General features: G+C 59.0%; 14 protein-coding genes. 3 read left to right on the top strand and 11 right to left on the bottom strand.

The window, feature by feature from the left end; translation table 11 throughout:
* Positions 1 to 19 precede the first annotated feature (19 nt).
* On the bottom strand, positions 20 to 292 hold the full coding sequence (locus A9K65_RS33640; protein ID WP_276325712.1) for an ankyrin repeat domain-containing protein: 273 nt from the start codon (positions 290 to 292) through the stop codon (positions 20 to 22).
* A 190-nt stretch (positions 293 to 482) separates the two neighbouring features.
* Complete coding sequence (locus tag A9K65_RS35530) at positions 483 to 1,025, bottom strand: hypothetical protein (RefSeq protein WP_157678603.1); 543 nt, start codon at positions 1,023 to 1,025, stop codon at positions 483 to 485.
* Between the two features lie 267 nt (positions 1,026 to 1,292).
* On the opposite strand from A9K65_RS35530, the gene A9K65_RS33650 reads away from it, so the two are divergent.
* The gene (locus A9K65_RS33650) at positions 1,293 to 2,180 is read left to right on the top strand and encodes an ankyrin repeat domain-containing protein (protein ID WP_245322245.1); all 888 of its coding nucleotides are present in this window, start codon (positions 1,293 to 1,295) and stop codon (positions 2,178 to 2,180) included.
* A 669-nt stretch (positions 2,181 to 2,849) separates the two neighbouring features.
* Here A9K65_RS33650 and A9K65_RS36375 read toward each other — a convergent pair.
* Both A9K65_RS36375 and A9K65_RS33685 read right to left on the bottom strand, forming a co-directional pair.
* Positions 2,850 to 3,050 carry a hypothetical protein gene (locus A9K65_RS36375; RefSeq protein ID WP_245322246.1) on the bottom strand — a complete coding sequence of 67 codons (201 nt, stop codon included), beginning with the start codon at positions 3,048 to 3,050 and terminating at the stop codon, positions 2,850 to 2,852.
* 2,349 nt (positions 3,051 to 5,399) lie between these two features.
* Positions 5,400 to 5,630 (bottom strand): hypothetical protein, encoded by a 231-nt coding sequence (locus tag A9K65_RS33685; RefSeq protein WP_245268655.1) that lies wholly within the window; start codon positions 5,628 to 5,630, stop codon positions 5,400 to 5,402.
* A 477-nt stretch (positions 5,631 to 6,107) separates the two neighbouring features.
* On the opposite strand from A9K65_RS33685, the gene A9K65_RS33695 reads away from it, so the two are divergent.
* Both A9K65_RS33695 and A9K65_RS33700 read left to right on the top strand, forming a co-directional pair.
* The gene (locus A9K65_RS33695; protein WP_084015880.1) at positions 6,108 to 8,270 is read left to right on the top strand and encodes a serine hydrolase; all 2,163 of its coding nucleotides are present in this window, start codon (positions 6,108 to 6,110) and stop codon (positions 8,268 to 8,270) included.
* Between the two features lie 109 nt (positions 8,271 to 8,379).
* The gene (locus tag A9K65_RS33700) at positions 8,380 to 10,095 is read left to right on the top strand and encodes a ShlB/FhaC/HecB family hemolysin secretion/activation protein (protein WP_064994123.1); all 1,716 of its coding nucleotides are present in this window, start codon (positions 8,380 to 8,382) and stop codon (positions 10,093 to 10,095) included.
* 27 nt (positions 10,096 to 10,122) lie between these two features.
* On the opposite strand, the gene ampH (A9K65_RS33705) is transcribed toward A9K65_RS33700, so the two are convergent.
* The 7 genes from ampH (A9K65_RS33705) to A9K65_RS36380 all read right to left on the bottom strand — a co-directional run bounded on the left by ampH (A9K65_RS33705) (position 10,123) and on the right by A9K65_RS36380 (position 17,498).
* Entirely contained in the window at positions 10,123 to 11,280 is a 1,158-nt protein-coding gene (gene ampH / locus A9K65_RS33705) for a D-alanyl-D-alanine-carboxypeptidase/endopeptidase AmpH (protein WP_064994122.1), read from the bottom strand.
* A gap of 45 nt (positions 11,281 to 11,325) precedes the next feature.
* Positions 11,326 to 12,474, bottom strand: a complete 1,149-nt coding sequence (ampH, locus tag A9K65_RS33710; protein ID WP_064994128.1) for a D-alanyl-D-alanine-carboxypeptidase/endopeptidase AmpH — start codon at positions 12,472 to 12,474, stop codon at positions 11,326 to 11,328.
* A 61-nt stretch (positions 12,475 to 12,535) separates the two neighbouring features.
* The gene (locus A9K65_RS33715; RefSeq protein ID WP_198327713.1) at positions 12,536 to 13,792 is read right to left on the bottom strand and encodes a M23 family metallopeptidase; all 1,257 of its coding nucleotides are present in this window, start codon (positions 13,790 to 13,792) and stop codon (positions 12,536 to 12,538) included.
* Between the two features lie 161 nt (positions 13,793 to 13,953).
* Positions 13,954 to 15,648, bottom strand: coding sequence for a recombinase family protein (locus tag A9K65_RS33720; protein ID WP_084015878.1), 1,695 nt, complete (start codon positions 15,646 to 15,648; stop codon positions 13,954 to 13,956).
* Complete coding sequence (locus A9K65_RS35535) at positions 15,645 to 15,872, bottom strand: hypothetical protein (RefSeq protein WP_064994121.1); 228 nt, start codon at positions 15,870 to 15,872, stop codon at positions 15,645 to 15,647. The genes A9K65_RS33720 and A9K65_RS35535 overlap by 4 nt, the downstream gene beginning before the upstream one ends.
* Before the next feature lie 358 nt (positions 15,873 to 16,230).
* Positions 16,231 to 16,758, bottom strand: a complete 528-nt coding sequence (locus A9K65_RS33730; protein WP_157678605.1) for a helix-turn-helix transcriptional regulator — start codon at positions 16,756 to 16,758, stop codon at positions 16,231 to 16,233.
* 365 nt (positions 16,759 to 17,123) lie between these two features.
* Complete coding sequence (locus A9K65_RS36380) at positions 17,124 to 17,498, bottom strand: hypothetical protein (RefSeq protein ID WP_245322210.1); 375 nt, start codon at positions 17,496 to 17,498, stop codon at positions 17,124 to 17,126.
* Positions 17,499 to 17,586: the final 88 nt, after the last annotated feature.

Genomic DNA, 17,586 nt, shown 5'->3' on the forward strand with positions numbered 1-17,586 from the left:
CGATGAATGCGAGCAAGCACTATGGACTGCGGAGGGTAGGCAGGCGTTCGATGCGGAACGGCATGAAGCCCAGTCGCGCCACAAGATGGAGGGGCGTCCGCTCCTCGAAATCTCTGCCATTTGCCTGCGCTCCCCGTTGTAAAAGGAAGGCGACCATTTCCGGTTTGTCGTAGCTCGCTGCAATATGCAAAGGCTTGTAGCCGGCCGGGGGCTTTACAGCTTCGATATCGGCACCTTTGTCCAGCAGGAAGGCTGCCATTGAAATATCGCCCTGGAGAACGGCCGCGTGCAGCGGCGTTCCCTCGTCACCTTATTCGTTCACATCTGCGCCGTTCGTCACGAGGCTCTGGACAAGCACCAGATTGTCTTAGGCAGTCGGTCCTGCAAGGTTGAGAACATTCGCTCGGAGCGGCCCCTGGCTTCAGGCGAATAGGCTGGAATATGTTCGATGCCGAGCCGATCGAGCGCCCGGCCAACCTGGGTCAAGCGAATCTTGTCGACAGCACCGCCGGCCCGGCAGTCCCTTGGCGACGAATGTCTCCAGAAGTCCCTGAAAGCTCGACGACGTGCCTTCCTCCTCGATCAGGAAGGCCGAATAGATCGTGCTCGTCGCATCGTCCATCGTCACGATCAGATCCAGCATCGGCCCACCCGCCAGCCATTGATGACGGCTGCCATCCTGATGCAGCATCATCCCCTCGCTCGGCTTCCTTGCGCCGGTGAGCACCGCGCAGCTTGGCCCGTTCCACCAGCCCAGCCGCATGAAGCTGCGTCTTGATGAAGGTGTAGCCCCAGCTGAAGCCATGATCGCGCAGCAGGTGTTCGTGGATTGCTTCACGTTCCAGCCAAGGTAGCGGTGCGATAAAGTTCCAGCATCTCCTCGATGGCCTCCGGGGCACCCAGCGCGTCGAAAGCTTGCCCAAACGCCGGTCGAGCAACCCAGCCTCCCCAGCCTCTTCGTAACGGTCGCGGTCACGCCGGAATTTCCGCTCCGACATGCCCAGCAACTCGCCTGCCTCCATCATCGAAAGATCGCCGCCATTCCAGCGGCTCGCAATACATCCCGAAACTTCTGCATTCTCCGGTCCTCTAGCCACGCTGCCCGCTTCATCCCCAGCCTCCATTCGCTGGCGATAAAACCGGACAACTCGCGTGCTACCAAATCCGGACAACTTATGTGCTTACGACAGCAGTTGCTGAAATACATTGCCGCGACTAAGCATTCGGACTAAAGTCATCCGTTCTCGCAGCGTGCCGCGTCCTCCGGTTTGACACAGGGGTGCCGAATGCGCATGTCCTTGCTTTTCATTTCACTGCTGATTGCACACATCCCGATTGTATCGCATGCCGCCATTCACGACGCCGCCGTGAAGGGAGATGTCGCGGCAATTACGGCAGCGCTCGACGCCGGTGCCGGCGTCGACGAGAGCGATGGAAAAGCAACGCCGCTCTATCTTGCGGTTAGGGGCGGGCATCTTGCGGCGGCAAAACTGCTCATGGAACGAGGTGCCGACGCCAACATTGCCCCGACGCCGCTTTTGGGACCTCCCCTCATGCCGGCTTTGGCAAAACGCAGGGTCGACTTGATCAATCTGTTGCTGCAGGGGGGCGCAAATCCAAATGCGCAGCGCGGCGGTGAATCCGCCCTTCACATCGCCGTCAGATCCGGCTGTCTCGATTGCGTGAAGGCACTGGTCGAGGCCGGCGCCGATGTGAATGCGAAGACAAAGGACGGCAAGACACCGCTCCACATGGCAAAATTCAAGGGGCAACATGAAGTTGCCGCCTATCTCTTGTCGCACGGCGTCGTCTTGCCAACGCCAGCCCCTATCTCGATGAAATTGTCAAATGCGGATGTCGAGAAAGGCCGAACCTACTTCACCCATGTGTGTCACGGTTGCCACAATGCCGAGCCACAGGGAGAGACCAAGACGGGGCCCAACTTGTGGGGCGTCGTCGGCCGCGACAAGGCATCCATGGCAAGTATGCGTTACTCCGACACATTGCTGGGCTGGGAGGGTGTATGGACGTATGAGGACCTGAACACATATCTCTTCGGGCCCATGCTCACAACGCCGGGCGTCAAGATGGAGACGCCCGGTGTCCCGGACGAGACCGAACGGGTCAACGTGATCGCGTACTTGCGCACACTCAGCGACAAGCCGATTCCGCTGCCCTGAACCCTACCCTGGTCCCTCCCCAGTATCGCCCCTTTGTAAAAGCGCACTGGGGAAGCCCTGCCAATGCCAGCGCGCAAAAGAAGCCTTTAACGCTTATTCAATTTATCTATTTTAGAATGTGCTAATGCGCTTCTCAATCCTGCTTTTTGGCTGGGCAGCATTTTGCGGTTGGGATTTCGCCGCCAATGATGGCCAAACCATTATTGGCCTTGGCGTGCGAGTTGCCAGGCTATTCCACCTCTCCGGGCTAATTTGAAGTTAGGACGACGTCAGCGCTTCTTCACCTTCGGCGTGATCTCCTCGACCCGCACCTTGTCGCCGATCTCCCTTAGCGAGCGGGTATGTCCGAGGCAGGCTCGTCGAGAAAGGCCCCTGCCCCTTTTTACTAGCTCTCGACGAGCCGTGCGCCGCTTACCCCCGGACGGCAAACGCTGTCGCAGTCTGCCTTGATCGTCAAGCGACTGTTCTGTTCGCGTGTTCGTTAGCTCAATGAGGTTGCACTATTGTCACATTCGGTGGACGCGTATGTGTGCGCGCAACTGCAAGCCCTCCCTGAGGTCCTTTCACCCGAGAAACTCCGGCAGGAGCCGTACGTTCCCGATTGCTAAAATTCTCTGCGCGCCGTCACCCAACCAGACGTTTTTGCCGATTCCGCCGTATAAGGCCGCATCATACCTTCGACTTCCGCCATCCTGCCCACCATGCTTGCCATTGAGAGCAGAACCAGCGCTCGCCTTTGGCCGAGTTGACGACCGTTTCGTTGTAATGTCGCTGCCCGGGCATGTGGTAGATGCGCTCGCCTGCCACGCTGATGTTGCCCTTGATGGCGCAGCCGCTCAGCGCGCTAATGCCGCCGCCCTGACGATGCACTGTGGGGAGAGGATGCTGTACGGACTGCGGTAAAAGGTAGCTTGCCCCGGCAACGCCGCAAAGCAAGACAGGGATTAGCGCCCGCTGCTCTAACAGCGGACGCCTACGTCGCCTTATAGGCTTGGAAGCCTTCTGCCCCTGTATGCCCACGCCCCTTCTCCCCGGTGGGAGAATGCGACTCCTAAGGCTTGGAGTCCGGATGGGGCGGGCTCACCGGTCCTGTGGTGTTCCGCCGGATGAACGGGACTTCCTTCCCGGTCACTTCCCGCACGGCTTTAGACAGCGCCTCATGAGGACGCGCGTCTGCTGGTAGTGCTCGCAATATCGGAAGTGCTGGCACCCGTCTTGCACCGAAGGCGGTTGCCGGCTGATCCCCGGCAGCTCCTCGGGCTTGAGGCAGTAGTTGGGGGGCCTCGCCCGGCGAGTTCACCAATACGGTTTGTCAATGTTGAAGGGTCGCCCGCAACCATCGCTGGGCCTTGCGGGGGCGAAGCTTGCGCACGATCCCCTGCGCTCATTCGTCGTCTTCCCAACTGTGAGTTTTTTCCACGGAGTTCATGGATGGCGCACAATGCAATGGAAATCTACATACCCCGGTGCATATCATTATTTTAGTGATCACTAAAATCCTCGATGATTTGAACGCCAGAGTTTAACGCAGCCCGTGCGATTTCAGGGCGACGTTTCTTCTGCGTGGGGTTGGATATGCGTGCCCGGATGTTAGTTAGGAACTCGAAGGCTACAGAAGCCTTCGAGTTAAGCGTGAAAATCGCGTCCTTGGAAGAGGAGCAGAGGCGAAGAGTGGCGAGCTCGGCCGGTATGTTAAAGCTGGCGCAAGTCGGCCAAGAATTAAAGTGGCTCCGGTTTCGCCTGGCCATCCTGGAAGACTGTGTGGCGGCGCTTTCAACCAAACACTAATTTATGTGCCCGTACTGGATTAGCCGGGACCATCATCGGCCGCCTTCAGATGAGACACCACCCTCCCGACGGGTAGGCTCGGCAGTGTTTGGTTTTTCTTCGGTTCTCTTCGTCCCAAACTGGTAAAAAAGCGCGAATGACAATATGAGATATCCCACCTGGAAAACGATCAAGATCAGCAATGTCCATGCAAGCGACTTCCAGAACGAGCCTGTTGCTAGATAAATCCAGATCGCCGCCACGGTCGAAGTGGCGAACATCCCAATCAGGAATCGCGGAAAAAACATTTATGCTCAATGCCGCCCCATAACTGGACCGACCGGGTCTCTCGCGTCTACTCCCTAGAAGCATTTAACGTTTCACTAAATTAGTAATTACGCAAGTCATGCTGAGAGGTGACGCCGGCGAGCCCGCTTGTCACCCACTTCAGAATATAGGATTTTATCCTCGTTGCAGCGATCCCCTCAAAACGGAGTTCGCCAAATGGCTAGGTCAAAAGGTTCGCAGAAGCCATCGCAGGCTGAAATTGAGCGCTTTGTGGCGGCAGCGGAAGCGCCGCACTTGAGCATCATCAAGCCCTTCATATCCCCGTATTGCGAGCACTACGCGCGCTGGTGAGGTCCATGACCCCCTCTTGAAATCGATCGAGAAGATCACCGGCAAGAAGGCACCGTTCATCCAGCCGAATATGGGGACCAGTGCAGCAAGCCGTCAATGCGTTGCCAGCGCGGCAAGTTACAGGGGACATTACCCGAGCAACGATAGCTAGCGTAGCCAGATCGCCTGCCGGTTTAGCGGTCGCCTAATACGGCTTATGTCTTGCCTGGTCGGTGCCTTGGGTTCAGCCAAGGATCAGTTGAGCTAGTACCATAGTGAGAGCCATCGATACCGGAACGGCTATAAGGCAACACGTCTCAATGATCCTGTTTTCTCGCTTATCCATCTTCGTCACCTCCCGTTTTTCGTTCTCATTTTGACGTCTACAGCCAGCCGTGAGAAGCGGTTCCAGGCGGTGGCCGTCAGAGATGCCGCCGGTGCTGCATATTAGCAACACCTTGTCGAACCCTCGGCTGCCGAGCATTAGTCCTCCTCGCAGCGGCGAAGCGTGGCGCCCCGCAACCCTGCATGATGTCTTCGAAGATCGGGCCGATCTCTTCATCGATCTCCTGGCCCGGAATGCCCTGGCTCGCGCTGCCCGTTTTGCGTCCACAGCCATGTCGATCACCATCAACACAGGGTCGTTGATCGGATCGTCCTCCAAATGATCCGATATCCAATGGGAGAGAAAACCGCTTCCCCGCTTGCTCATTCTTCCCGAAAGTCCTGCAGCGATGCATGGCAAGAGTCTGCCTCGCCACGCACATGCTTCACGCTTCATGCCTTTTGGCGCCGATCTGGCGTGGCTTTGATGCCATCCCCTCCAGACCGGCTTCATCGATCAGGTGATGGATTGGCCTCGCCGGGCAGCGCCTGGCTGAATTGGATGCGGATTTTGGCGGGGATCACGCTTTCAAGGATCTCACGCCGTTCCTCCAGTGCCATGTCGCGCAGGTCATGACCGTTGAGGTGCGGCAGGTCGAAGGCGACAAAGTAGAGGTCGTGCTGCCGTCGTGTGATCGCCTTGCGCAGCTCGACGAAGTCAGACAGGCCGGCATCGTTCAACACAGCCGCACTTTCGCGACGCCAAGTGACTCCACTTGGCTGCAAATGCGCGCTGGTCGCCGAAGGTGCGTAAGCGCACCCCTTGATAGGGGATCGAAATTCCGCATGTCAGGGTCTGCTCCAATCGGAGACCGCACGGCTCAACCATTCGCCGGAAAGGACTGTTTCTCGCCGATACGAGCTCGTAAACATGGCTCCCTCCGAGTTCACGTCGGACAAGCGGAAGCTCTCGGCGCTGAAGTTGCAGGCTGCCGCGGCGATAGCGGCGTTTCTGACAAAGATTCGCCATATCAGAATCGAGTTCACCTTCCGTCATCCACTCTTTGGATGATATGGAAAAAGTGCTCGGGAGACGAGAAGGTCGGTTAAGGAGGCGAACTGACATTCGCCGAAGATCGGAGGATGCATGTCGAAGACCGATGCAGTCAACGCATGCGGTGAAGTCGCCAAATGATAGGCGGTTGTTTCAGGCCGGGGATGGGCGGTTGGCTTGGCATTGCGCTCCTGGCCCTCTTGCCTTCCGGTCCGGCCTTCGCTTTTGAAAGCCCGGATGAAGTTAGCGCAGCGAATCCCCTGAAATGCGGAGCACCTGACGATTATTCCGGGTCGAGCGAATGGGTCAGCAACTTCAGCATCAGCGACAAGCGTCAACCCGTCGGTCCGGTCTTTCAGCAAACACGAAGCAACGTTCTTGATCGTAGGGTTGCGCTTCTACAGAGCGTACTCACGGACAAATCTGTTTACGCCTCAGCGATTGATGGAGTGTTTGGTTCGCAGACAGCAAGCGCTGTGAAGTCCTTCCAGAGCACATATGGAATGCCCGTTGACGGCACAGTGGGGATGCAGACCGGTAGTGCACTCGGGCTGCCGTTTTGGCAAGCGAACAAGGCGCGCAGTCTAGCCCCGCCATTTCGCGACGATGCGAAATATCCTGAAGCTACTGAATTCAACTTCAGAAGTCTGGTCGGGATCGGCAATTTCTTTAGCAGCCTGCCGGACGCTGACTATAGTTCCTCAAATGCGCTTACTCGGAGGGCCCTTCGAACAAACAATCCCGGCGCCATAAACATCTCGAAATGGCAGCGAGACAGCATGAGAGGATATGTGGGTTGCACTCTGCCAGACCGGTACGGCAACCAAACTGCCATTTATGAAACCCCAGAGTATGGGGTAGCTGCTTGGGGTTTTCTCCTCCGCAAGATCTATTTCCACGGAAACAAGTCTAAGGTCACCGTCGGCGACATTGTGGATAAGTATAGAGGCGACAATTCCCGCGATCCTTACATTGATGGATATAAGAAATATTCGGATGGCAAATTGGTCGAAGATTATGAAGTCGACCTGTATAGCAATCGTGAACTCGCGATGCTGGCCATTGCCGCCTACTCGCACGAACTCGGCTCCTGGTATCCTCTCACGGACAAACAGCTTCTGGCAGGCTTTTCAATTACCGATGATTATATTGACTCGGGCGTCAATGACGAAGTCATCGTGTCTTCTGAAGAGATGAATCCGGATCTCTATGTAAAACATCCTGATAGCGAAGGCCCGGCACGCTCGACCGGCTTAACCGCGGCTCAGTTGAGAACGGCCGATGCAAAGGTCCAGGCCGGCCTACAGGAGCTCCTCGATGCAGAGGATGGACCTCCCGGGGCGATCGCCACGCTCTACCGCGACGGTCGCATGACCGTACTCACAGCGGGGCGCGCCGATGTCATATCGGGTGAGGCGCTGGGGGTCGACCAATACATGCGCATCGCCAGCATCTCAAAAGCATTCAACGGCGCCATTGCCCTGCACCTCGTCCAGAAGGGCCGGCTCGGCCTCGACGACACCATCGGCCAGCACCTGCCTGATCTGCCGGCGGCATGGTCGGCCGTCACGGTCCGCCAGATGCTGAACCACACCAGCGGCCTGCCCGACTACTTGCAGTCCAAGGGCTTGGCCGAGCAGGTCGCGACAAATCCTCAAGGTTACGTGCAGCCCATTGAGATCATCGGCTGGGTCCGCAACGACCCGCTCGAGTTTACGCCCGGCACCCAGTATACCTACTCCAACACGGACAACGTCGTCGTCGGGCTGATCGCCGAGGCGGTCACAGGAATGCCCTACGGGACGCTGCTGAAGAACATCGCGTTTGGTCCTGCCGCCCTCGCCCGGACGAGTTTCCCCACGCGCGACATCGCGCTGCCTGGGCCCGCCATCCACGGCTATGTCGTCGCGCCCGGATCCGAGCCGAAAGACGTCACGACCTTCGTCAGCCCGAGCGGTGCGTGGGCGTCGGGCGCGATCGTGTCGACGCCTGATGATTTGTCGATGTTCATACGGGCAGATCTCGGACTGAAGTTCTTCGGCGCTGCCGAGCAGATTGAACAGATGAAGTTCGTGGCCGGCAATTCCAGTCCGCCCGGACCCGGGACGAACGAGGCCGGTCTCGGACTGTTCCGCTACACCACGCCGTGCGGTGTCGTTTATGGCCACACCGGCAGTTTCCCGGGCTACACGCAGTGGGCGGCATCAACCGCCGACGGGACGCGCTCGGTCACCACCACGCTGAACATCGCTGAGCCGGCTGGCGCGTTGCTCGACCGCTTGCGGGAGGTTCAGGCTCAGGCGGTCTGCGCTTTGTTGGGGCACTGACGGGTGTGCATCGCGGGATGACGGACCCCGACATATTTGCTAATTTGCTAAACCAAGTTTCGAATAACCGTTGATTTTCCCTGCCACGACATGTCAGCGAGTTTGATTGATGCCTCTTCGCAAGGCGCTGTCCCACTGGTTCGACGCAGTACGTCGCGTGTCCATCAGTCTTGCAACCAGTGCCTTCATGGTCGGACCGAGCCTTAGCCAGACGATCCCCGAGCGGATCGATTCGGTGGTTTCGGATCAGAACGAGATCATCCGACGCTATTCCGCTCCGAGGAAGCCCGGCACGATTGACCTGTCAGTTCCGGATGCACGCAAGGCAACGAGCTCGGAACAAGCCGAAAAAACAATGTTTACCTTGAGGTCGATAACCGTTCGAGGCGCGGTGACGGTGCCCAGCGCTACGCTGGAGCAAGCGTGGGCCGCGCAGCGGAACAAAAAGATAAGCGCCGCCGACCTTTACGCCATCGCCGAGCGGATCGACGAGATCTACCAGAAGGCCGGATATTTCTCGTGGGCCGTCGTTCCCGAGCAGGACTTTTCATCCGGCAACGTCGTCATCGTTCTCTACGAATCCTACGTGCGCCGGGTCACCATCAACAGCGCCATCCCTGATATTGAGCGGCGTTTGAAACCTTACATCGATCGCATCGTCGCCATGCGGCCAATCCGGATCAAGGAGGCCGAGCGCGTGCTGTTGCTGATGAGCGATCTTGGCGGCCTGACCATCGAAGGCACTTTCATTCGGCCCGAAACGCCCTCCGCCGGCGGTGATCTGAAACTCGACATTGGCTTCAAGCGGGCCGGCGCAAACACAATAGTCGACAATCTCGGCAGCAAAGCCGTCGGCCCATTTCAGCTGACCGGCACCGGCACCTTCAACGATGCGCTTAGGCTGTTCGATGTGGCGAACATCGCCCTGGTGACCATTCCGGACAGTCCCGAGGAGTTGAAGTTCGTGCTGGCTTCGCACGATGTCCCGATCGGGTATGACGGACTGCATGTAGGATACAGCATCGGTTATGTCTCTTCCCAGCCGGGCGCCGACCTCAAGCCTCTCGATGTCGACATAGCCTCTAGGTTCGGCAGCGCGTATGTCAACTACCCACTGCTGCGGACAATTGACCACAGCCTGTTTAGCCGCCTTGAATTGAACTTCAAGGACAACTCGCTGGCGTTGGGCGGCGAAACGCAGACGGATGAGGACCTCCGATGGCTGGCGGCCTCCCTTAAGTATACCGGTGAGTTGGAAAACGGCGCCATCACGCTGACAGGTACTTTCGGCCAAGGCCTCGACGGCTTTGGCGCGAGCAGCAGCACCGATCCGCTTGCACCGCGTCCAGGCGTTCCTGATGACTACAGGTATTTTCGGGGCGACCTCGACCTTACCAAGGAGATCGCTTCGCTGGCCGTCGCCCACCTCAGAGTGGCTGCGCAATATGCGCCGACGGCGGTGCCATCGTCGGTCCAGTTGGTGCTCGGCGGCGATCCCTATGGCCTGGCTTTCGATGGCTCGGCCGCTTCAGGCGATAGCGGGATAGCGGCCTCGCTGGAATTGGGACGCAACATCGAACTCCCGGAGGCTTTGCCGATCCCAAATCTGAACGTGTTTGCTTATGTCGATTACGGTGCGGTCTGGAACCACGATACGGGCGTGGATTACATCGAGGCGGAACTCGGCTCGGCCGGAATAGGTGCAAAGGCTGCATTTGGGCAACACCTCAATGCAAGGGCGCTTGTTGCGGTACCGTTCAGAGATAACCGAGGTCTGACTGATACCGGCACGCGTTTTTTGTTCCAGCTAATCAGCTCGTATTAGGTGGCGTAGCTCCCGCCTGAACTGCCCTTATCTTGGCGCAAGTTGCGCGACGAGATCATTCGTTGCTGCGACCATCGCCTTGAACCCGCCGACACTGAACTGATTGATCGAGGCGAAGACACCGACACCGCGCGTTGGCGCCAACACCACATAACTGAACTGCCCCTGCAATCCGCCGGTCTTGTTGAGCATCATGGGCTTGTCCTTGTCGGCCAGAACTCCGACCCAGCCAAGCGTCATCATTCCCATCGGCCCCGCATCGTCGATGCCGATTACCGGCGAGAGACCGTCGCGCCAGAGCCAGCCCGCATGGTCGACGGTACGCTCCGCATCGCCGGCCGCATCCTTGCGAAGGTGCCAGGCCATGAACTTCATCATGTCGGCGGCGGAGGTGTAGAGCCCGCCCGCGCATCCGATCGTTTCCGGCGAAGGAACGAGGGGCAACGGTGTGCCGTCGAAGAAATGGCCCTGCATGGTCCGCGCCGCATCGCCTTCCGCCAGGTTGAGCTTGGTGTCGGTCAGTTGGCGGGGCGTGAGCACCCGCTGGGCCAGCAGATCGCCATAGGACTTGCCACCGGCATTGGCCAGCGCGAGGCCGAGCAGATCGTAACCCCAGTTCGAGTAAAAGGCACCCGTGCCGGGAGGGAAAAGATAGGGTTCTGGCTTCGCAAGCTCAGCGCGGCTGAGGTCGAAGGTATTGCCGGCGAACGGGTCGTCCGGCGTGCCGCCTGTCTGGTTCGGTACCTCGCGCGGCAGGCCGGATGCCTGCGTCACCAGATCGATGAGCCTCGGCGTTCGTCCTTCGAGCCCAGGCACGGTCCAGTCCTTCCCGAGGTGTTTGGCAAGGGGATCGGTCGCGCCGATGACGCCATCCACAATCATCGAGCCCATCAGATCGCCGCAGAAGGTCTTGGAGATCGAGGCTATCCGCATCAGCGTATGTTCGTCGGGCACCTGCCCCGAGCCCTTGCGGATTTCGCCGAAGCCAGCGAAGGCCGTCTCGCCGTTGCGAACCGCGGCGATCACGAGGCCAGGAGCGCCCGAGCCCAGGAAGGCGATGCCGCCGGCAAATCCCACGGCTTCCTCAAGCAGACGATCTTTGGCGGCGGCGACGTGAGGAGCCGCAAGGACGCAGGCTGCCGTGAAGCAGAGGATGAGCAAGCGCCTGTGGCCTGAACCGGTCATTGGAATGTCCTCGACGAGAAATCTGATTGTGAGACGAGAGCGCAGTCAGCGGGGCGCGAGCTGATAGATCAGTTCGTTTACTGCGTGCACCATTGCTTCAAAGCCCCCGGCGTTGAACTGGTTGATCGCCGCGAAGACGCCGACGCCGCGCGTCGGCGCGATGGCAACATATGTAAACATGCCTTGTCGCCCTCCGGATTTGTGAAGCACCAGCGGACGGTTGCCGTCAGCCTCTACCACAACCCAACCGAGTGCCATCGCATCCATCGGCGCGCCACCGTCGTCGAGGCCCAGCGCCGGAGAGAGCCCATCCCTCCTGACTAGGCTGGCGTGGTCGATAATGCGGCGTGCATCGTCCTCGGAGCCGCCTTGAGCCAAGTGCCAGGCGATCCACTTCAGCATATCGTTGGGCGTCGTATAAAGCCCCGAGGCGCATTCCATCGTCATCGGTGTCGGCACGAAGGGAAGCGGCGTGCCGTCGAAATTGTGGCCCTGCATCAGCCGGCCCTCGTCACCAGGTCGCGGATTGAAGACCGTGTCCACCATGCCGCGTGGCCGCAACACGCGCTCCTCCAAGACGGTAGCGTACGGCTTGCCAGCCGCTCCGCTGATCGCCAGTCCCAGGAGGTCGAAGCCCAGGTTCGAATAGAGCGCGCCAGTTCCGGGAGGAAACAGAAACGGCTCCCCGTGCATGGCTGCGATCATCGCTTCCTTTGTGTGGCCGGCGTAGGGATCGTTGGGTGTTCCACCTGCCTGGGCCATCTCGCGCGGCAGGCCGGATGTCTGTGTCGCGAGGTCGATGATCCTTAGGGTCCGCCCATCCTTCTCCGGCACCACGAAACCGTCAGGCAGGTGCGTCTGAACAGGGTCAGTCAGGCCGATCTCTCCTTTTACCAACAAACTGGCGAGAGCGTCTCCGCAAAATGCCTTCGAAATGGATGCCACTCGCATCATTGTGTCGGCATTCGGCTCTATGCCGGATCCGCGGACCGTTTCGCCGAAACCGGCAAACGCCGTCTCGCCGTTGCGAACGCCGGCGATCACCAGGCCCGGCGCGCCTGAACTCACAAAAGCGAATGTACCGGTGAATTCGACCGCTTCGTCCAGCAGCCGATCGGCGTTTGCAGGACTTGCGCAGGTAAGGACGGCAGCGGCAAGGAAAAGACGTAAGGGTATTGTGCGGGTGGCGGTCATCGGCTTCGAGCTCACCATTTCGGAAATCAGGGCGGACTGTCCACTGCCTTTTACAAGGCGATCACTGTGGCCAGTCAACAACAGAGAGGTCAAGCGGCAGCACGTCTTCCAGTTTCTGGGGCGGGACGCGCGGCGTAAGCGTCATCGGCGATCCGGTCGCTTCCGCCATGTCAAAATCCTCGGTGGCCTCGCCGACGGCGGTGATGGTAAAGCTGTCGAACACGTAGGGGAGGCCGTCCGAGGCCAACGGAGAAGCGCTGTCCATGACATGCAGGTGCAAATGCGGCGCTTGACTGTTCCCGGTATTGCCGACTTCGCCAATCTGATCGCCGCGCTGCACCTTGTCTCCGAGCTTCACCTTAATGCTCCCCGGCCGCATGTGGGCGTAGTTGACGAACAAGCCCGAGCCGATGTCGAGCACGACGAAGTTTCCGTCGGCCTCGTCAATCGGCAAGTTGGCGGGCAGCGCACCGGGCACTTGGTCCTGCAAGTCGTCGCGCGTCCCGACCACGGTGCCGTCGGCAACGGCAAGGATAGGCTTGCCATAGATGTGGTAGTTCGCAGGAACCTTAAGGTCGCCCACGACCAGCGTGTTGTTGTCGTCGATTTGCTCCCAGTCGATAGCGAAACGTTGGGCAAGGTAGAACTTGCCGTCGAGCGACAGCAGGGCGCGGACATGGCGGATGGAATCGCAGCAGCCGTCAGCCGCGACATAACCCTTGCCGCGCAAAGGCGGCCCAAGAGCCACCGGTGCCTTCGCAACGACGGCACCCTCGCCAATCGTCACCGTCATGTCGGCGCCGATGACCGCGAAAAACGCCGTGATCTCGTGGGTAATGCGAGCCGGAACCGCCGCCCCGTCCGCAAGCACGACATGCAGAAAGATGACGGCGAACTGATAGGCGGCCAACTCGCGGTTTTCGTTGCCGCGGCTTGCGCCCGGCGTGACGCGCGTGCGCAATTCATCCGGGCCGAGTTCTGCAAGCGGTGCTCCGCTGTCGGCATCGACGACCTTGAGCTTCTCGAAACGGACATCGCCGCCAGTGATATTCGTCACTGCCAGTTCGTAGACGATGTGACGCCTGCCGTCCGAGCCTGGAATCACATGCGGGGGAGCGATGATCTCCGCAACGAGTGGCGTGAGCTTCGGATTGTCGCTGGCAGCGTGCACCCCGGATGGAAATGTTGCCAACAAAAGCACAAAGGTCGAAAGGAGCCAAATTGGAACCCGCATTCGAACGCGCCTCCTCTGCACACGCTGACTTTGCGACGCGAGGGTACGACAATGAAGGCCGGGAGCCAAGGTGGCGTGCGGCACATGGAAGATTCACCGAACCTGGCGCAACCGCGGCCTCAAGTGTTATCGTTTGCATGTCTGGTTTACGGGAACTTTGCGGGCCTCTGATGACAGTTCAAATCAGCCGGCCACCACAGCCAGGGGACAGGATGTGATTCTGTCGTCCCTGCTTGCGAGTACATTCAACAGACGAACTCGGTAGCAGCGGTGAATTGGCGGTAGCCCTCTCCCGCTACCACTTCCAACCCACTATCGTACGTAACGGCAGCGTTGAAGCGGCTGCCTAGTCCGGTGGGCTTTTCAGTATACCGTGCAGTGGGAAATGCGGCCCCGCCTATAAGGGCGGCAAGCTTGCCCTTGACCTCAATTTCGAAGCCCTCACGTGCCCGCTTGGGGTGCACGGTGACACTATGAACAAGTCCTCGAAGGTTTTGGATCAGCGGGCCACGGTCGTCAGCAGCAGTTGCGTGGTCGGCCAACGCCTTTGAAAGGCCGTCGACGGTTTCGATGTAACGCTGCAAGGTCGCAGGGTGGAGAGCTACGGGTGACGGCGGCTCATCAAGACCGGAGAGCTGTGCCTCTACCTCGGAAAGCTGCGTCTTGAGTTCTGCAATACGCTGCTTGGCATCCTCTTCAGCAATGACGCTCCTGATCACAAGATCGATCGTGCGCTGCCGTTCGCCTTCTATCCGATCGCGCTTGCCTTGCAGCGCTGTGCGCATCGCATTCGCCTGTGCGGACAATTCTCGGCGCTCTTGGTTGTATCTGCGGATGTATGCCTCGATGAGGTCGGGGGCTTTCAGTTGGTCGCGCATGCCATCAAGGACCGCCTTTTCGATCTCGGGCAGATAGATGATGCGCCGATTGGAGCAGCTCCCGCTTTCTCGAACTGCCGAGCACCGAATACGCGTCTTGCCTGTCTTATCACGATCGTGAACCGACAGACCTGAACCGCAAACGCCGCAGCGGAGCAGACCGGACAACAGGTGAGCTGGCCGACGCTTGACATGAGAGGTTGCGTTCACCCTCACTGCTTTGCGAGCCTGCGCCTTGTGCCAAGTTTCGTCTTCGATGATGCGCAAATGGGCAACTTCTTTCGTCTGCCATTGGTCCTTTGGATTTGGCCTGGAGACACGCTTGCCTGTATCGGGGTTCTTCAGCATCCGGACCTTGTTCCAGACGATCCGACCGACATAGAGTTCGTTGAAGAGCAGTCCTACCCCGCGTTGCGCATTTCCATTGATGGTAGAACCGTTCCAGTGAATTCCTCGCGGTGGCGCTATTCCATCCCGGTTGAGATCACCCGCTAGGTCTCGTGGAGTTCGACCGGCCGCATAAGCGGCAAAAATGCGCCGTACAACTTCTGCCTCCTGTTCTACGATCTCCAGTTCGCCAGGTCGGCCGAAGACAGGTCGATAGCCGTAAGCTCGGCCTCCGGCATGACGTCCGTCACGGACCACGCCAGCCATGCCCCGTCGCACCTTCTTGGCACCGTCCTCCCTTTGCATCTGACCGACAAGCCCACGAATACCAATGAGTACCGCGTCGGCGATACCGTCATGAACAGCCTGGATTTCAATGTCGAGAAAAGAGAGACGTTTGTGTAGACCTGCGAGATCCGCCATGTCGCGCGATAGGCGATCGAGCGCCTCGACGACGACGATGTCGAACGCGTTCTGGCCCGCAGCTTCCATCAGGCGCATCAGCGCGTCACGACCCAATATAGATGAGCCGGAGCGCGCCTTGTCCTCGTAGACCGCAACGATAGCCAGACCGTTGCGCGCTGCGTAAGCACGACACAGCGCAATCTGGTCTTCAGTGGATTTTTCGTTCTGCAGCTCGGTCGAAAAGCGTGCATAGACAGCGGCCCGCCTCATGTATCGGAAGCCTTCTTGTTGCAGCGATCTGCATCCATGGCAGCATTTCGGTCAGCCGAAGCGCCGACGGATTTGAGATGATCGCCTCTGGCATCGGCGATGGCGAGTGCTTCGACAAACTTAAGCATGGCTGTGCGAAGCTCCTCCGGCGTTACCGCTGGGGCGGTTTCGCGCAGCAATGCACCATCGCGTCTGTGTCGTGCCGACTTCACGAAGCCGAGCATCACTAACACCACCGGCGATAAAAGGGGCACACCCCTTCGATCGTGCACTTGGGACCCTGCGGCGCGGAAATCGGATAGTCGCCGAACTGGCGAACCTAGATCGCACGGGGTGCAGCCGCAAGCCTATGGCAGGAACTTGGGATGCGTTCGGAAGCTTTTTCATGCAACGCTCCCATCATCGCCATAGGCAACGACAGGGCCAGTCTCCCTGCCTGCGGCGATGTAGCCCTCGTCGAGGTCTCTTCGGGAAACGCTCGCTCGACCATCCCCTCCTTGGCGGTGCGGATCGAAGCGAAAGCGCGAACTTCGCCATTCCAGCCGTCGAAGGGAACTCGTTGAGCTTTGCCATAACTGCCGGTCAAGTCAGCCTGCATTCGACTGGCATTGGTTCGTTGGGCCTTGCGCTCTCCTGCTTTGGGTCGATGACTGCCAGTTCCTCTCCTAATGCTGCGATTAGAGACGACACCCGACCTCGCACTCGCGGATGGAGATGCATAAGCCTTTCAATCAGGCGTCGACCTTCCGCGCTGGCAATAAAATTGATTCGCTCGTCGGCCGGCAGCGGCGGAGCGTCACGATCGGTCTCATTGTCCGGCAGTCCTGCGAAGAAACGGCTCGCTGGGACGCCTAGCGCCTTGGCGATCTCGACGAGCATAGATGCGCTAACGCGGTTTCTCGCGTTCTCATATTTTTGAAGCTGCTGAAAACTGATGCCTATAGATCGGGCAAGCTGGGCCTGCGATACGTCCGACTGAACGCGAACCGCGGCGATCTGCCTGCCGACATACTGATCAGCAGGGTGCGGGCCACTCTCGATTCCATGGTTTACCGGTGCGTTGAAGACGCTGCGGCGCTCTGGCTCCCCAAATGCTTTTCGGAACTGCATCAGTCGCTCCATGTGTAGAGAGTTTGTCTCGGTAGGCCCCCGCGAAAATCACCAGACCGACGAATGATCGCGATTTCAGTATCTTATTGCCGAAGTTCAGCTCGAGACTTTCTGCTCTCTAATCCGAGCTATATCGTCTAAGGCCGAGCGGATCTGTGGCCACGGGGGCTCACTGTCATGTAGCGAATACTCCCCTTCCCTAAGCGCTGCATTTAGCTTGGCCGCGATACCGGCGAGCGACGTTGCAGGAACTTGGGATAAGGCTTCGAGTAATTCCTTCGCCCGCTCGCCAGCTTCGCGCTCAGCAAGTAAGGCTGTCGAATAACCAATCTCCCTAGCGGCGGCATCCCAGCGCGCCTGATTGGCTACGATTTCAGCTTCAGCTTGGGTGCGGGCCACTGTGTTAGCCGGACGAACACCGAGCAATTCCGGAGGGCTTCAACGGAGTGAACTGTCACGCTCTCGCCGTCGGACAAGGTAACTGTCGTGCAAGGGAAGCCAACGGTCTCGATAAGTACCCTCTCCAGCCGCTGCTGCTGATTGCAAAGCCGTTCAGCCTCTTCCCACGCCGCGTGCCATCGTCTCCACACCGCCACCGCAGGATCAATGGCGTCATCACCCTCCAAGTCGATGCGAGCAAACGATGTAGCCTGCGTCGCCGCCGTTGCGGTTGCTGTTCCCGAAAGCACCTTCCTGCGGGTGACGAAAGGCAAAGTCGTGTTATTGTCGGAATCAGCCATGATCCGAGCTCCGCAAAGCGTGGGCGTGGTTAGACTGTTGGAAGCGGGGGAACCACCTCCAACGGCCGTTACCAAAACAAGCATATTT

The organism is Mesorhizobium sp. WSM1497 (assembly GCF_001672455.2).
In the GTDB taxonomy this organism is placed as follows: domain Bacteria; phylum Pseudomonadota; class Alphaproteobacteria; order Rhizobiales; family Rhizobiaceae; genus Mesorhizobium; species Mesorhizobium ciceri.

Excerpts from the sequence above, each read along its gene's own strand:
- A9K65_RS33700 (WP_064994123.1), top strand. The coding sequence starts at position 8,380 with ATGCCTCTTCGCAAGGCGCTGTCCCACTGGTTCGACGCAGTACGTCGC.
- A9K65_RS33720 (WP_084015878.1), bottom strand. The coding sequence starts at position 15,648 with ATGAGGCGGGCCGCTGTCTATGCACGCTTTTCGACCGAGCTGCAGAAC.
- A9K65_RS33650 (WP_245322245.1), top strand. The coding sequence starts at position 1,293 with ATGTCCTTGCTTTTCATTTCACTGCTGATTGCACACATCCCGATTGTA.
- A9K65_RS35530 (WP_157678603.1), bottom strand. The coding sequence starts at position 1,025 with ATGATGGAGGCAGGCGAGTTGCTGGGCATGTCGGAGCGGAAATTCCGG.
- ampH (WP_064994122.1), bottom strand. The coding sequence starts at position 11,280 with ATGACCGGTTCAGGCCACAGGCGCTTGCTCATCCTCTGCTTCACGGCA.
- A9K65_RS35535 (WP_064994121.1), bottom strand. The coding sequence starts at position 15,872 with ATGCTCGGCTTCGTGAAGTCGGCACGACACAGACGCGATGGTGCATTG.
- A9K65_RS36380 (WP_245322210.1), bottom strand. The coding sequence starts at position 17,498 with ATGGCTGATTCCGACAATAACACGACTTTGCCTTTCGTCACCCGCAGG.
- A9K65_RS33695 (WP_084015880.1), top strand. The coding sequence starts at position 6,108 with ATGGGCGGTTGGCTTGGCATTGCGCTCCTGGCCCTCTTGCCTTCCGGT.
- ampH (WP_064994128.1), bottom strand. The coding sequence starts at position 12,474 with ATGACCGCCACCCGCACAATACCCTTACGTCTTTTCCTTGCCGCTGCC.
- A9K65_RS33730 (WP_157678605.1), bottom strand. The coding sequence starts at position 16,758 with ATGCAGTTCCGAAAAGCATTTGGGGAGCCAGAGCGCCGCAGCGTCTTC.